The 14840-nt window shown below is 72.0% G+C and carries 14 protein-coding genes; 5 read left to right on the forward strand and 9 right to left on the reverse strand.

Features of this window, described 5'->3' with window-relative positions; translation table 11 throughout:
• Positions 1-5: 5 nt before the first annotated feature.
• On the reverse strand, positions 6-1028 hold the full coding sequence (locus N5875_RS30810) for a phosphotransferase (RefSeq protein ID WP_318206944.1): 1023 nt from the start codon (positions 1026-1028) through the stop codon (positions 6-8).
• Positions 1029-1160: 132 nt separating this feature from the next.
• Here N5875_RS30810 and N5875_RS30815 point away from each other — a divergent pair, with 132 nt between their 5' ends.
• Positions 1161-2489 (forward strand): enolase C-terminal domain-like protein, encoded by a 1329-nt coding sequence (locus tag N5875_RS30815; protein WP_338497451.1) that lies wholly within the window; start codon positions 1161-1163, stop codon positions 2487-2489.
• Between the two features lie 112 nt (positions 2490-2601).
• Here the strand turns inward: N5875_RS30815 and N5875_RS30820 are convergent, their stop codons facing one another.
• The gene (locus tag N5875_RS30820; protein WP_318206942.1) at positions 2602-3543 is read right to left on the reverse strand and encodes an MBL fold metallo-hydrolase; all 942 of its coding nucleotides are present in this window, start codon (positions 3541-3543) and stop codon (positions 2602-2604) included.
• 96 nt (positions 3544-3639) lie between these two features.
• On the opposite strand from N5875_RS30820, the gene N5875_RS30825 reads away from it, so the two are divergent.
• The gene (locus tag N5875_RS30825) at positions 3640-4569 is read left to right on the forward strand and encodes an NADP-dependent oxidoreductase (protein ID WP_338497453.1); all 930 of its coding nucleotides are present in this window, start codon (positions 3640-3642) and stop codon (positions 4567-4569) included.
• A 60-nt stretch (positions 4570-4629) separates the two neighbouring features.
• On the opposite strand, the gene N5875_RS30830 is transcribed toward N5875_RS30825, so the two are convergent.
• The 5 genes from N5875_RS30830 to N5875_RS30850 are packed head-to-tail and all read right to left on the reverse strand — an operon-like array spanning position 4630 to position 7360.
• Entirely contained in the window at positions 4630-4956 is a 327-nt protein-coding gene (locus N5875_RS30830) for a DUF202 domain-containing protein (protein WP_318206940.1), read from the reverse strand.
• A complete protein-coding gene (locus N5875_RS30835) occupies positions 4953-5348 on the reverse strand; it encodes a DUF202 domain-containing protein (protein ID WP_318206939.1) in 396 nt (131 codons plus the stop codon). The genes N5875_RS30830 and N5875_RS30835 overlap by 4 nt, the downstream gene beginning before the upstream one ends.
• 45 nt (positions 5349-5393) lie before the next feature.
• The gene (locus tag N5875_RS30840; protein WP_318206938.1) at positions 5394-5906 is read right to left on the reverse strand and encodes an NUDIX domain-containing protein; all 513 of its coding nucleotides are present in this window, start codon (positions 5904-5906) and stop codon (positions 5394-5396) included.
• 39 nt (positions 5907-5945) lie between these two features.
• Entirely contained in the window at positions 5946-6710 is a 765-nt protein-coding gene (locus N5875_RS30845) for a glucose 1-dehydrogenase (protein ID WP_318206937.1), read from the reverse strand.
• On the reverse strand, positions 6707-7360 hold the full coding sequence (locus N5875_RS30850; RefSeq protein ID WP_318206936.1) for a helix-turn-helix domain-containing protein: 654 nt from the start codon (positions 7358-7360) through the stop codon (positions 6707-6709). The genes N5875_RS30845 and N5875_RS30850 overlap by 4 nt, the downstream gene beginning before the upstream one ends.
• 103 nt (positions 7361-7463) lie before the next feature.
• On the opposite strand from N5875_RS30850, the gene N5875_RS30855 reads away from it, so the two are divergent.
• The 3 genes from N5875_RS30855 to N5875_RS30865 are packed head-to-tail and all read left to right on the forward strand — an operon-like array spanning position 7464 to position 12930.
• A complete protein-coding gene (locus N5875_RS30855; protein WP_318206935.1) occupies positions 7464-9119 on the forward strand; it encodes an FAD-binding dehydrogenase in 1656 nt (551 codons plus the stop codon).
• A 47-nt stretch (positions 9120-9166) separates the two neighbouring features.
• Entirely contained in the window at positions 9167-9571 is a 405-nt protein-coding gene (locus tag N5875_RS30860) for a hypothetical protein (protein WP_318206934.1), read from the forward strand.
• Positions 9568-12930, forward strand: a complete 3363-nt coding sequence (locus N5875_RS30865; protein WP_338497457.1) for a HEAT repeat domain-containing protein — start codon at positions 9568-9570, stop codon at positions 12928-12930. Before N5875_RS30860 ends, N5875_RS30865 begins: the two co-directional genes overlap by 4 nt.
• Here N5875_RS30865 and N5875_RS30870 read toward each other — a convergent pair.
• Both N5875_RS30870 and N5875_RS30875 read right to left on the reverse strand, forming a co-directional pair.
• Entirely contained in the window at positions 12918-13349 is a 432-nt protein-coding gene (locus N5875_RS30870) for an ASCH domain-containing protein (RefSeq protein WP_318206932.1), read from the reverse strand. The two genes, N5875_RS30865 and N5875_RS30870, sit on opposite strands and share 13 nt — an antisense overlap.
• Positions 13350-13400: 51 nt before the next feature.
• Positions 13401-14798 carry a gluconate:H+ symporter gene (locus N5875_RS30875; RefSeq protein ID WP_318206931.1) on the reverse strand — a complete coding sequence of 466 codons (1398 nt, stop codon included), beginning with the start codon at positions 14796-14798 and terminating at the stop codon, positions 13401-13403.
• Positions 14799-14840 lie beyond the last annotated feature (42 nt).

Below are 14840 nucleotides of genomic sequence, written 5' to 3' on the forward strand. Positions count from 1 at the left end.
GCGGTTCAGCCCTCCTGAAGGGTGGTCAGGCCGTGCTCGATGAAGACGGGGACGAGTTCGCCGATGCGGTCGAAGCCCGCGCCGACGGTCTGCCCGAGCGTCCAGCGGTAGTGGATGCCCTCCAGGATCACGGCGAGCTTGAACCAGGCGAAGGCGGTGTACCAGGCGAGGGCGGAGGTGTCGCGGCCCGAGCGGGCGGCGTAGCGCTCGACCAGTTCGGCGGCGGTCGGGTGTCCGGGGGCCGTGGCGGTCGTGGAGATGGGGGAGTCGGGCAGGTCGAGCGGCGTGCTGTACATGACGAGCAGACCGAGGTCGGTCAGCGGGTCGCCGAGGGTCGACATCTCCCAGTCGAGGACGGCCCGGATGCGGTCGTCGCCGTCGATGAGGACGTTGTCGAGCCGGTAGTCGCCGTGGATCACCGTGGGAGCGGGGGAGACGGGCAGCGCCCGGCCGAGCGCGGCGTGCAGCTCGTCGATCCCGGCGAGTTCCCGCCCGCGCGAGGCGTCGAGCTGCTTGCCCCAGCGTCGCAGCTGCCGGTCGAGGAAGCCCTCGGGACGGCCGAAGTCGCCGAGCCCGACGGCCTCGGGGTCCACGGCGTGCAGATCGACGAGGGTGTCGACCAGGCCGAGGACGGCGGCACGGGTGCGCTCGGGGCCGAGCGGGGCGAGTTCCGCCGCCGAGCGGTACGGCGTCCCGTCGACGAACTCCATGACGTAGAACGGCGCCCCGAGCACGGAGTCGTCCTCGCAGAGCAGCAGCGTCTCCGGCACGGGCACGTCCGTGTCGTGCAGGGCGCTGATGACCCGGTGCTCGCGCCGCATGTCGTGGGCCGTGGCGAGGACGTGGCCGAGCGGCGGCCGGCGGACGACCCAGCGGCCGGTGCCGTCGGTCACGACGTACGTCAGGTTCGACCGGCCGCCTTCGATCAGCCGGGCTTCGAGGGGGCCGGACACCAGGCCGGGGCGCTCGCGGTCGAGGAAGCGGCGCAGCTGCTCGGGGTCGAGGCCTGGCGGCGGGGCGGAACTCATACGTGCGTACCTCCGGATCGGCTTCGGTCGGCGTTCATGATGACCGACCAGTCGGTATGTCGTCCAGGGGGGAGGCGTGAATCCGCCCTACGCCCTCTGGTCACCGATTCCATCCATGAATAGGGTTCACATATGGATGCGAAGTTGATCGTCGACGAAGTCCGGCTCACCCCGATCCTCATCTCCGACCCGCCTCTCCTCAACGTCCAGGGGGTTCACCAGCCGTATACGCCCCGGCTCGTGGTCGAGGTGATCACCCGGGGCGGCATGAGCGGCCTGGGGGAGACGTACGGAGACGGCGTCTACCTGGACCTGGCCCGCCCGCTGGCCGAGGCGCTCCCGGGACGGTCGATCACGGATGTGAACGGACTCTTCGCGCTTGCGGAAGCCACCGATCCGGGTTCGGGATCCGGCTCTTCCACGGGCCAGGGCGCCCGCTCCGACGCGTTCGCCGAGGCCGGCGTCGACGCGGGCGGTCTGCGCGGAGTCCGTACCGCCGACAAGCTCCGCCTCTCCGTCGTCTCCGCCTTCGAGACCGCCTGCCTCGACGCCCTCGGCAAGACCCTCGGCCTGCCCGTCCACGCCCTCCTCGGCGGCAAGGTCCGCGACTCCGTCGAGTACAGCGCCTACCTCTTCTACCGCTGGGCCACCCACCCCGCCGGCGGCCCGGTCGACGACTGGGGCGCGGCCCTCGACCCCGCCGGCATCGTCGCCCAGGCCCGCCGCTTCGACGCCGCGTACGGCTTCCGGTCCTTCAAGCTCAAGGGCGGGGTGTTCGCACCGGAGCAGGAGATCGCCGCGATCCGCGCGCTCGCCGAGGAGTTCCCCGGCCGCCCGCTCCGCCTCGACCCCAACGGCGCCTGGTCCGTGGCCACCTCGCTCGCCGTCGCGCGCGAACTCACGGACGTACTGGAGTACCTGGAGGACCCGGCGAGCGGCACCGACGCGATGGCCGAGATCGCCACCGGCACCGAGGTGCCGCTCGCCACCAACATGTGCGTGACCACCTTCGAGGAGGTCCCGGAGGCCTTCGCGAACGGGGCGGTACGGATCGTCCTCTGCGACCACCACTACTGGGGCGGCCTCGGGCGCACCCGCGAACTCGCCGCGCTCTGCCGGACGTACGGCGTCGGGCTCTCCATGCACTCCAACACCCACCTGGGCATCAGCCTCGCCGCCATGACCCAGGTCGCCGCCACCCTGCCCGAACTCCACCACGCCTGTGACACCCACTACCCGTGGCAGACCGAGGACGTCGTCACCACCCGCCCCGCGTTCCGGGACGGGCGGCTCGCCGTCTCCGACGCGCCCGGCCTCGGCGTGGAACTCGACCGGGACGCGCTCGCCGCCCTGCACCGCCGCTGGCTCGACGACGACGGCACCCTGCGGAACCGCGACGACGCGGCGGCGATGCGGGTGGCGGACCCGGAGTGGCGGACCCCGACGGTCCCGCGCTGGTGACACCCCACGCGCGCGTGCACGATGCCGCCCACGTGCGCGTGCACGAGGCCCGCGTGCACGCGCACGTGCACGAGGCCCGCCCACGCGCGCGCTCACGAGGCCCGCCGCAGGGCTACGCGTGGCAGGCCACCGGTACCCCGCCGTTCATCGCCGCCATGTCGCCGAAGACCGTCACCAGGTCGAGCGGCGAGGCCTCCGGCAGGCCCGCCAGCTCCGCGTACGCCCGGTGCAGGTTGGCCACCAGACGCTCGCACTCCCGCCACGCGGCGAACTCGCCGAGCTCCGCCCGCCGTGCCGTCTCCAGCGGCGTCGCCCCCTTCGCGTACCCCTCCGCCGCGATCTCCCGCACCCACCGCAGGTACCGCTCGGTCGCGTCGTACGCCGAGGGGTCGGTCACCTGCCCGTGCCCCGGGACCACCGTGGGCGCGTCCAGCGAGCGCAGCAGGTCGAGCGCCCGCAGCGACCCGGCCAGAGAACCCATCGGCAGGAACGGCGTCCCGCCCTGGAAGACCAGGTCACCGGTGAAGACGACGCCCTGCTCGGGGAGGTGCACGATCGAGTCGCCCGTGGTGTGCGCGGGCCCCGGGTGGATCACCCGTACCTCGATCCCGCCGACGTACAGGGTCAGGCGCTCGCGGTACGTGACGGACGGCGCCACGATGTCGATCTTCCCGAAGTCGGTCCGCGGCCACAGCAGATGGAGCTGGCGCCCGGCCGCGAGCTGCTCGCTCCGGCAGTTCTCGTGGCCGACGATCCGCGCCTCCGGCAGGAACACCCCGTTGCCGTAGGTGTGGTCGCCGTGGTGGTGGGTGGAGACGATCGTCCCCGGCAGGGGGAGGCCCTCCGCGAGCACCGCCTCCCGCAGCAGCCGTGCCCGGCGTTCGGTGGCGGCGGTGTCGACGAGCAGCGCTTCGCGCGCGTCGCCGAGGAAGCCGGCGTTGTTCAGGCACCAGCCGCCGTCGGGCTGGAGGAAGGCGTGGACGTTCGGCGCGAGCGCGACCACGTGGGGAGCGGAGGCGGCGTCGTAGGAATCGGTGGCAGACAGAGGAGACACAGGGATTCCCCCGGTTGAGAGGAGTGAGAGCCCGATCGGACAGGGATGAGTCTCCCCGGCTTGCGGGCGGACACCGGTGCATCGAGGGTCGAAGTCATGAAGGCGATCAGCTACCGCCGGTACGGCGGCCCCGAGGTCCTTGAGTACGGCGAGCTGCCCGACCCCAAGATCGGACCCGACGCGGTACTGGTCAGGGTGCGGGCCGCCGCGGTCAACCCGGTCGACTGGAAGTGCCAGGCCGGGTACCTCGACGGGATGATGGACGCGGTCTTCCCCGTGATCCCCGGCTGGGACGTCTCCGGAGTCGTCGTCCGGCCCGGGGTCTCCGTCACCGAGTTCGCCGAGGGCGACGAGGTCATGGGCTACGTCCGCGAGGACTTCCTCTCCCGGGGCACCTTCGCCGAGTACGTCGCCGCCCCCGTCCGCACCCTCGCCCGCAAGCCGCGCTCCGTCGGCTTCGAGGAGTCCGCCGCCCTGCCGCTCGTCGGCCTCACCGCCTACCAGGCGCTCCGTCTGCCCCTCGCGGTCGGCCCCGGCGACACCGTCCTCGTGCACGCGGCGGCCGGCGGGGTCGGCTCCATGGGCGTGCAGATCGCCCGTCACCTCGGCTGCCGGGTCATCGGCGCGGCGCGGGAGGCCGGCCGTGAGCGGGTCGCGGAACTCGGCGCCGAACCGGTCGTCTACGACGAGGCGACCTTCGCCGACCAGGTCCGCACCTTCGCCCCGCAGGGCGTGGACGCCGTCCTCGACACCATCGGCGGACCGTTCCTGCGGCTCTCCGCCGGGCTGCTCGCGCCCGGCGGCCGGCTCGCCTCGATCGCCGACGGCGAGGTCCTCGCCCTCGGCGGCCGCTACTTCTGGGTCCGCCCCGATCCGGTCGACCTCGCCGCCCTCGCCGACCTCGTCGACGAAGGCGTGGTCACGGTACGGGTGGCCAGGACGTTCCCCCTGGAGCAGGCCGCGGACGCACAGCGCGCCAACGCCGCGGGCGGCCTGAACGGCAAGGTCGTCGTCACCGTCCCCTGAACCGTCCGACGTCCCCGAACCGCCCCCTCGACCGACCCCCAGGGCACTCGGGCCGCCGGCTCACCAGATCATCCCCGCCCCGAAGACGGCGAGCGCGATCGTGCAGAAGGCCGCGAGCAGTGCGCCCCGGTGGGAGAGGGGCTCCGGCCTGGCCGGGCTCAGGGAGCGGATCCGGCGGTGCGCGACGGCCAGGAACCCGATCCACACGAGCGCCGACAGCGCGAGCCCGGTGATGCCCACGGCGGTGATCTCGTCGCTCACGGCCAGCTTGACGGCGAGGACCGCCACCACCGTGCACGACAGGGTCGTACGCCGCCACGCGAGCCGGGTCCGCTCCGGCTGGAGCCCGGGATCGCGCGCGTCGATCCCGGAGGCGGCCTCCGTCACCGCCCCGCCCAGCCGAAGAGCACGACCACCACCATCGCGACCGCCACCACCGCCACGACCAGGCTCAGCACCGCCGGGAAGCGGGATCCCGGCAGATCCTCGCCCCGCCGCATGGCCCGCTCGCAGCGCACCCAGTGGTTCACCGCCCGCAGCGCGCAGAGCACCCCGGCCGCGAGCAGCGCGAGCGCGAGCCCGACCCGCACGCCCCAGCGCAGGTCCGGCAGGAACTGGTCGACGGCGAAACCGCCACCGACCAGGGCGAGCGCGGTCCGGATCCAGGCCAGGAAGGTCCGCTCGTTCGCGAGGGAGAACCGGTAGTCGGGGGTCTCTCCCTCTTCCCGGATCCGCTGCGGTGCGAACCACAGCCGCAGGCTCTGTACGAAATCGCTCACACGCGCACCCTAACGTTCGGGTGATCAGCCCGCCGGGTGCCCCTCTCAGGCCCCGCGCTCCCGCAGCAGCTCGTACGCGGCGAGGCCGTCCGGCACCCACTCCCAGTCACCGATCCGCGCGGCCAGCTCCTCGTCGGTGAGGAACCCGTGCCAGGCGACCTCCTCCACCTGCGGGTCCACCGGCAGTTCGCACCGCACCTCGTAGACCGCCGACCACCACTTGCCGGCCACGCCCGCGGAGTCGTACAAGAAGGTCATGACGTGCTCGGGCCGGGGGAGGCCCCGTACCCCGAGCTCCTCCTCGGCCTCACGGAGCGCGGCCTCGTCGTAGGACTCGCCCGCGCCGACGACCCCGCCGACGAACATGTCGTACATCGACGGGAAGACCAGCTTGACCGGCGTCCTGCGGTGCACGAAGATCCGCCCCTCGGCGTCCCGGACCCGGATGAAGACGCAGCGATGGATCAGGCCCCGCGCGTACACCTCACCGCGCGGGGCCTGCCCGATCACCCGGTCCTGCTCGTCGACGACATCGAGGATCTCTTCAGCTGAACTCATCCCGCCATCCAAGCAGGACGGGCCGAGCGGCGAGCGGGCTCACTGCCCCATGACGTACTTGACCGTCGGCCCGGTGGTCCAGCCGCCGTCGACCGCCAGCTCCGCGCCCGTCACGTACGAGGCGGCGTCCGACAGCAGGAAGACGACCGCGCCGGCGATCTCGTCGGCCTCGCCGACCCGGCCCATCGGCGTGTTCGGGTACTTGCCCTCGCCGCGCTCGATGCCGACGGAGGCCGTCATCGGCGTGTACGTCATGCCCGGGTGCACCGAGTTGACGCGGATCCCCGCGGTGCCGAGCTCCACCGCGCCGATCTTCGTCAGACCGCGCACACCCCACTTGGAGGCGCCGTACCCGGCGGTCAGGGCCAGGCCCATCAGGCCCGCGGCCGAGGAGATGTTGACGACGGAGCCGCCGCCGGCCTCCCGCATCGCCGGTATCGCGGCCTTCATGCCGATGAAGACACCGGTCAGGTTGATGTCGAGGACCTTGCGGAAGTGCTCGACGGACTCGGTCTCCAGGAGCGCGCCGGTGGAGATGCCCGCGTTGTTCACCAGACCGTGCAGCCCGCCGAACTCCGCCACCGCGTACGCCACGGCCGCCGCCCACTCCTCCTCCGAGGTCACGTCGTGGTGGAAGAACCGTGCCCGCTCGCCGAGCGCCTCGGCCGTCGCCTTCCCCTCCTCGTCGAGCACGTCGGTGACGACGACGTTCGCGCCCGCCGCCACCGCCTGCCGGGCGGCCTCGGCGCCCAGGCCGCGCGCGCCGCCGGTGATGAGGACGGTCCTGCCGGTGAGGTCTTTCATGAAGGGTCCTTTCGGGGTGCGTCGACGCTCCGGGGCTGTGCGGCCCGGAGAAGCGCGGTGGTGGTCTCGACCAGATCGGCGAGGAAGAGCGCCTCACCGGTGAGGGGTTCGGTGCCGTCGAGGTACTGCCGGGCCCGGTCCGCCAGCGCCGCACCCACCACGGTCAGCGCCAGGTCGAGGCGCTCCAGGAGCAGCGGCTCGGGCAGGCCGTCGGCGGCGAGCCGGTCCGCGAGGCGCTCGATCAGACGCCAGTAGTCGGTCCCGGCGAGCGTGGGATGAGGGGTGCGGGTGCGCACGCCGCTCTCATGGCTGAGCTGCGCGGAGATCCGCAGGCAGCGGCGGCCCCGGTCGGTGCGCAGCTCACTGGCCTCGGCCGTGACGAGGGCGCCGACCAGGTCGTGCGGCTCGTCGGGGGCGGCCGCGAGGAGCGGGGCGAGCACGCCCTCCGTACGGGCCTGGCGGCCGGCCATCACGGCGTCGAGCAGACCGGCGCGCGAGCCGAAGTGGTACTGCACCGCGGAGGGATTGGCCTGTCCGGCGCGGCTCACGATGTCCCGCAGTTGGGCGCCGTGGACGCCCTGGGCGGCGAAGAGCTCCTCCGCCGCGCGGATCAGTCTGTCCCGGGTCTCGGGCCCCGATGTCCTCGCCATGCACTCATATTAATGCCGAGCATTAGAAAACGGAACGGGTGCGGATCACGGCCGCGCGGCGAAAAGGTTGACTCGATACATTCGTGTATCCAAGATGCGGTCCATGTCCTACGACGCAGATGTGATCGTGATCGGGGCGGGCCTCGCCGGCCTCGTCGCCACCGCCGAGCTGGTCGACGCCGGCCGCACCGTGATCCTCCTCGACCAGGAACCGGAACAGTCCCTCGGCGGCCAGGCCCACTGGTCCTTCGGCGGGCTCTTCCTCGTCGACTCGCCCGAGCAGCGCAGGATGCGCGTCAAGGACAGCCACGCCCTCGCCCTCCAGGACTGGTACGGCACCGCCGGCTTCGACCGGACCGAGGACCACTGGCCGAAGAAGTGGGCCGAGGCGTACGTCGACTTCGCCGCCGGCGAGAAGCGCTCCTGGCTCCACGCGCGCGGGGTGCGGTTCTTCCCCGTCGTCGGCTGGGCCGAGCGCGGCGGCTACGACGCCAACGGCCACGGCAACTCCGTCCCCCGCTTCCACATCACCTGGGGTACGGGCCCCGGCCTCGTCGCCCCCTTCGAGCGGAAGGTCCGCGAGGGCGTCGCCCGCGGCCTCGTCCGGCTCCGCTTCCGCCACCGGGTCACCGCCCTCGGCCGCACCGCCGGAGCCGTCGACACCGTCACGGGCGAGATCCTGGAACCCTCCGCCGCCGAGCGCGGCACTGCGAGCACCCGCACACCCACCGGCGCCTTCGAACTGCGCGCCCAGGCCGTGATCGTCACCTCCGGCGGCATCGGCGGCAACCACGAGCTCGTCCGCGCCCAGTGGCCCGAGCGGCTCGGCACCCCGCCCGCGAAGCTGCTCTCCGGCGTCCCCGCCCACGTCGACGGCCTGATGCTCGGCGTCGCCGAGAAGGCGGGCGCCCACCACATCAACCGCGACCGGATGTGGCACTACACCGAGGGCATCGAGAACTGGAACCCCATCTGGGCCAAGCACGGCATCCGCATCCTCCCCGGCCCGTCCTCGCTCTGGCTGGACGCCACCGGCAAGCGGCTGCCCGTCCCGCTCTTCCCCGGCTTCGACACCCTTGGCACCCTCGAACACATCATGCGGACCGGCCACGACCACACCTGGTTCGTCCTCGACAAGCGCATCATCGGCAAGGAGTTCGCCCTCTCCGGCTCCGAACAGAACCCCGACCTCACCGGCAAGTCGGTCCGCGACGTGATAGGCCGCGCCCGCGCCGACGTGCCGGGCCCGGTCCAGGCGTTCATGGACAAGGGCGCCGACTTCGTCGTCGAGAACGACCTCTCCGCCCTCGTCCGCGGCATGAACCGCGTCACCGGCGAGGACCTCATCGACGAGGCCGCCCTGCGCCGCGAGATCACCGCCCGCGACCGCGAGATCGCCAACCCCTTCACGAAGGACCTTCAGGTGACGGCGATCCGCGGCGCCCGCAAGTACCTCGGCGACAAGCTGATCCGCACGGCCACCCCGCACCGCATCCTCGACCCCAAGGCCGGCCCGCTGATCGCCGTCCGCCTCAACATCCTCACCCGCAAGTCCCTCGGCGGCCTGGAGACCGACCTCGACTCCCGCGTCCTGACCGAGGGCGGCGAACCGCTGGAGGGCGTGTACGCGGCGGGCGAGGCGGCCGGCTTCGGCGGCGGCGGCGTCCACGGCTACCGCTCCCTCGAAGGCACCTTCCTCGGTGGCTGCATCTTCTCGGGCCGCGCGGCGGGCAGGGCGGCGGCCAAGGCGGTGAGCTGACGGGCGAGTCCCCGTCGGGGCAAGATGACGGTGTGACAAAACGTGTGATGCTCATACTCGTTGGCGGCGTCGTGGCCCTCGGCGGCCTGGCGGCCTTCCTCGTCCTCCAGGGCCTGGACGCCGCCGACAAGTGGAGCAGCGTCCTGAGCCTGTTCTTCACGATCGCGGGCTGCGCGCTGACCCTGGTGGGCCTGCTCAACCGCCCCTCCGCGCAGTCGGCGGACCAGGCCGTGACCGGGGGATCGCTGCACCAGATCAGGAACGTCACGGGCGACGTGGTGATCGGGGCCGGCGGCGCCACGAGCGCCCCGCCGACAGCCTCCACCCCCGCCGAGGGGCAGGGCGGCGGGACGCAGACGGCCCACGGAGCCCGGACGGCGGGGGACCTGCACCAGATCGACGGGGTGGGCGGCTCGGTCCGCATCGAACCGCCGACGTCCTCGACGCCATGAGGGGCTTCTTCAAGCGCCGGAAGGCGGCGCAGACGGTGGCGCAGACGGCGTCGGGAGCCACGGTCCAAGGCCCCCTCGCCCAGATCAGCGGCGTACAGGGCGATGTCCACGTCACGCTCGCATCCGTCCCGCCCCAGCCCGGGGCGCCGGAGATCGAGTCGGCCCGAGAGGCCTACGCCACCCGCGTCCGCCAGCGCTACGGCCGCCTCGACCTGGAGGTCCTCACCCCGCTCCGGGAGCAGGACGAGCGCCCGGTCCTGCAGCTGCGGGACGTCTTCGTGCCCCAGTCCGTACGGGCCGACCCGCCGCCCGTCGAGCTTCCCCAGGAGCTGCTGCGCCGTCTCCTGGACCCGGCGGAGGCCGAGCTCCACGACCTGCCGCCCGGCATCGACCGGGAGACGGTCGACCGCGTCCGCCGCGCCTACCAGGAGCGGCCACCGCTGCCGGTACTCGACGTCCTGACCACGCCCGAGCACGACCGTGTCGTCCTGCTCGGGCACCCGGGCTCCGGCAAGTCCACCCTGGCCCGCTACCTGGCACTCGTCCTCACCTCCCCCGAACCCCCGCCGGGCCTCGACGCACTGCATGGCAGCCTGCCGCTCATCGTCGAACTCCGGGAGTACGCGCAACCCGCCTGGCGCGAGCGGACCTTCGAGGACTTCCTCGCCCACCAGTACGCGACGGAGGGCCTCGGGCTGCCGCCGGAGACGCTGACCGCGCTCCTCGCGGGGGAGGGCCCGTACTCCGCCCTCGTGATCTTCGACGGCCTGGACGAGCTCTTCGAGAAGGACATCAGGGACGCGGTCACCCGCCGCGTCGCGGGCTTCGCCGCCCGTCACCACCGGGCCAGGATCGTCGTCACCTCACGCGGCTACGGCTACCAGCGGGCCGTCCTGGACGGCGCGGGATTCACCAACTTCATGCTCCAGGACCTCGACCGGGAGCAGATCGGCGCGTTCGCGGGACAGTGGTTCGCGCTCGCGTGCCCGGACGACCCGGACCAGGCCCGGAAACTGATCGCACGCGTCACGACGGCCGTCGACGCGTCCACCTCCGTCAGGGAACTCGCGGGCAACCCCCTGATCCTCACGATCCTGGCGATCATCGGCCGACGCCGCGAACTCCCGCGCGACCGGCGCACGGTGTACGAGCACGCCGTCGACGTCCTGGTGGAGCACTGGGACCCCAGCAAGTACCTCAAGGACCGTCAGGTCGAGGAACACCTCCCGTACCTCGGCCCCGAGGACAAACGCGAACTCCTGCGCCTCATCGCCCGCCAGATGCAGGAGGGCCACGGCGGCATCTCCGGCAACCACATCGCGGGCCCGGACCTCCTCAAGAGCTTCGAGGAGTACCTGAAGGACCGCTACGCCCTCCCGCCGGACCGCGCGGCGACGGCGGCCCGCGTGATGCTCGACCAGTTCCGCCACCGCAACTTCATCCTCAGCCGCTACGGCGGCGAGATCTACGGCTTCGTCCACCGCACGTTCCTGGAGTACCTGGCGGCGACGGACCTGGCCCACCGCTTCGACCACGAACGAAGCCTGTCGGAGGAGGACCTCCAGGAGCTCTTCGCGGTGAAGGTCCACGACCCGACGTGGCACGAGATCCTGCTGTTGCTGGTGGGGCTGCTTCACGAGCGGTTCGTGGCGGGGGTGATCGACCGGCTGCTGGCGCCGAAGCTCATCGAGACACCGGTGGGAGACCGTACGGACGGGGCCTTCGCCGGAGTGGCCTTCGTCGCCCGCTGCCTGGCGGAGTCCCGCCGCATCGGGGCACTGGCCCCGCAGAGCAGGGCGCTGGTGCGGCGGACGATCCGTCTGTTCGAGTTCACCCGAGAGCTGGGCATCGCCACCTTCCATCCCTCCGAGCACGTGAAGTCCCTGGGGCCGACGCTGACGTCTCTCGGCGCCGACTGGGCGGGCCGGGACGACTATCTGCGGTGGTGCGAGTCGTGGACCCGAGGGGACCAGGAGGATTGGCTGGTGCTGGACGGCTCCATCAGCCGGCTCGCCATGCGGATCCACCTGTTCCTGCACGGTGGAGGGGAGCCGCCCAGCGCCGAACTCCTCGCCGACACAGCCCTGACCGGATCCGGCAGGGCGGCGCGGCTCAGTGCGGCGGGGCTGCTCATGGACAGGGCGGGCCGTGACACGGCGTCGGGGGAGCGGCTGGCGCACTGCCTTCGGCAGGAACCGAGTGCCGCGATGAGGGCGGCGCTCATGAGACGCCTGAAGCACAGCGAAGACGCCGCCCCCGACTGGGTGGCCCGGCTCGCCGTGGAGCGGCTCGGTGACGCGGACACGGAAGTGCGCGAAGCGGCGCTCGAATGTCTGGAGCGTCACCGGATCGCCACGCCGGAAGCCCGGGTCGCGCTCGACGGGTTGCGCGACGATCCCCACCTGGGTGGCCCGGTCGTACGGGCGCTCGCCCTGCATGCCGAGGACGGAACACAAGCGGTCGAGCTGCTGCGGTCCGCGCTGGAGGACGTCGATCCCGTGCTCCGCGGTACGGCACTGACCGCCGTGGTGACGAGGACCGGCGACGAGCCGGCGGTCCGTGCGCTCGTCCAGGACCTGCTGAGGAACGACGGCAGCCCCGAGGTGGTGTCCGCCGCGATCGACGCCGTACGGGCGATCGGGTCGGACGAGCCGGGCACGCACGCGCACCTCTGTGAGCTGGCTCGGCACGAGGACCTCACCGTGCGCTGGGCCGCCCTGCGCTGCCTGGCCGAGGCGGGGATCCCGGACGGGCCGTTGGCAGACCTGTTCACTGATCGGCTGACGCACGAGGCGTTCGGCTGGATCCGTCAGTACGGCTTGGATCTCCTGGTGGCACACGGCGAGAACGAAGTGATGGTCCGGGACTTCCTCTTCGACCGGGGCCGGAACGACGCGAGTCCGGAGGTCCGCGGCCAGGCTCTGATGTGGCTCGAGTCCCTGGATCACGAGGGGGCGCACGGCCTGGCCGTCGACCTTGCGCGGAACCACCCCGACGCGGACGTGCGCGTCGCGGTGGTCGGACACTTGATGACCGAGGACGACGACGGTGTGGAGGCGGTGCGCCTGGCCCACGACCTCGCCGTGCGTGACGAGGCAGGCGAGGTACGGGCCACCGTCCTGGGATACCTCCTGGAGTGCGACAGCGGCCCCGAACTGGCGGCCCTGGCCCAGGACCGTTTCGCCCACGACCCCGACCCCTCGGTCCGGCTCACCGCCTTCCGGGTCCTCGCGGACCTCCGCCGCGACGACCCCGAACTCCTCCCGCTCCTCCGCCGGGCAGCCGCGACCGACGACCACCGGGAGATCCGAGAACTCGCGCGGCGCCTCCTCACGGTCCTCGCCGCTCAGTGCCCCTGAATCGACTCCACCACCCTGAACCGCTCCACCACCACCATCGTCGAGTCGTCCACCGTGAACCCGGGGTCCCCCAACCCCTCCCGCATCTCCGCGCTGTGCCAGAAGCGCTCGTGCGCCTCCCGCCAGTCCGCGACCGACAGGAAGCCCTCGCCCTCGTCGAGCGCGAGCCGCAGGTCCGCCTCGCCCAGGGGCAGGACCTCGACCTCCGTGATCTCCACGACCGCCACCTCGCGACCGTCCGAGTCGATGAGCGCCGAGCGCTCGCCCGCCTCCGGCAGCTCCTCGTTCTCGACCTCGTACTCCACGAGGAGGCCCGTCGTGGCGACCTTCTCGCCGGAGAGGACCGCGGCGACGAGCCGGTCCCGGAGCGGGCCGGGGAAGGCGAGGAGGAAGGGCTTGAGCGCGTGAGGGCCGGTCATGGCCGACAGTCTGTCAGCCACGACCGGCCCTCACCTCCGGATTCCGCCGGGCTACAACACCAGCGACAGCAGCAGCACGAACACGATGCCCACGACCGAGATGATCGTCTCCATCACCGACCAGGTCTTGATCGTCTGGCCGACGGTCATGCCGAAGTACTCCTTGACCAGCCAGAACCCGGCGTCGTTGACGTGGCTGAAGAAGAGCGAACCCGCACCGATCGCGAGGACGAGCAGCGCCGTCTCACTCGTCGACATGCCCTCCGCCAGCGGAGCCACGAGGCCCGCCGCCGAGATCGTCGCCACCGTCGCGGAGCCCGTCGCCAGCCGGATCGCGACCGCGATCAGCCAGGCGAGCAGCAGCGCCGGGATGGACCAGTCCTTGGAGAAGTCCAGGATCATCTGTCCGACGCCGATGTCGATGAGGGTCTGCTTGAAGCCGCCGCCCGCGCCGACGATCAGCAGGATGCCCGCGATCGGGGCGAGGGACTTCTCGATGGTCGAGGACAGCCGCTCCTTGGTGAAGCCGGCCGCCCGGCCCAGGGTGAACAGCGCGACCATGACGGCCGCGAGCAGCGCGATCAGCGGGGAGCCGATGACGTCGGTGACCTTCTGGACGCCGTTCTCCGGGTCGTCGACGACGATGTCGACGAGCGCCTTCACCAGCATGAGGACGACGGGCAGCATCACGGTCGCGACGGTGACGCCGAAGCCGGGACGCTTCTCCAGGTCCTCGGAGGGACGGGCCGGGATCATGGTCTCGGGGGCGGGGACGTCGACCCAGCGGGCGGCGTACCGGGAGAAGACCGGTCCGGCGATGATCACGGTCGGTATGGCGACGACGAGGCCGAGGGCGAGGGTGACGCCCAGGTTGGCACCGACGGCGTCGATCGCGACGAGCGGGCCGGGGTGCGGCGGGATGAGGCCGTGCATCACGGACAGTCCGGCGAGGGCCGGGATGCCGATCCGCATCAGGGAGTAGTTGCCGCGCTTGGCGACCATGAGGACGACCGGGATCAGCAGCACGATGCCGACCTCGAAGAAGAGCGGCAGACCGATCACCGACGCGATGAGCACCATGGCCCAGGGCATCGCCCGGCCGCTCGCCTTCGCCAGGATGGTGTCGACGATCTGGTCGGCGCCGCCCGAGTCGGCGAGCAGCTTGCCGAGCATCGCGCCGAGGGCGATCAGGACGCCCACGCCGGCGACGGTGTTGCCGAGGCCGGTGGTGAACGACTTGATGGTGTCCGCGAGCGGCGCACCGGCGAACGCGCCGAGGGCGAGCGACCCGATGGTCAGCGCCAGGAACGCGTGCAGCTTGAACTTGGTGATGAGCAGGACGATGACGGCGATGCCGGCGAGTACGGCGATGCCGAGCTGGGCGTTGCCTGCCGAGGTGATCGGTTCGGCGGCGTCCGCTGCCAGGATCTCGACGCTGAGACTGGGCACGGTGTGTCCTTCGTACGAGCGGGGGAACGGGGGACGGAAGAC

Source organism: Streptomyces sp. SJL17-4 (genome assembly GCF_036826855.1).
Lineage (GTDB): Bacteria > Actinomycetota > Actinomycetes > Streptomycetales > Streptomycetaceae > Streptomyces.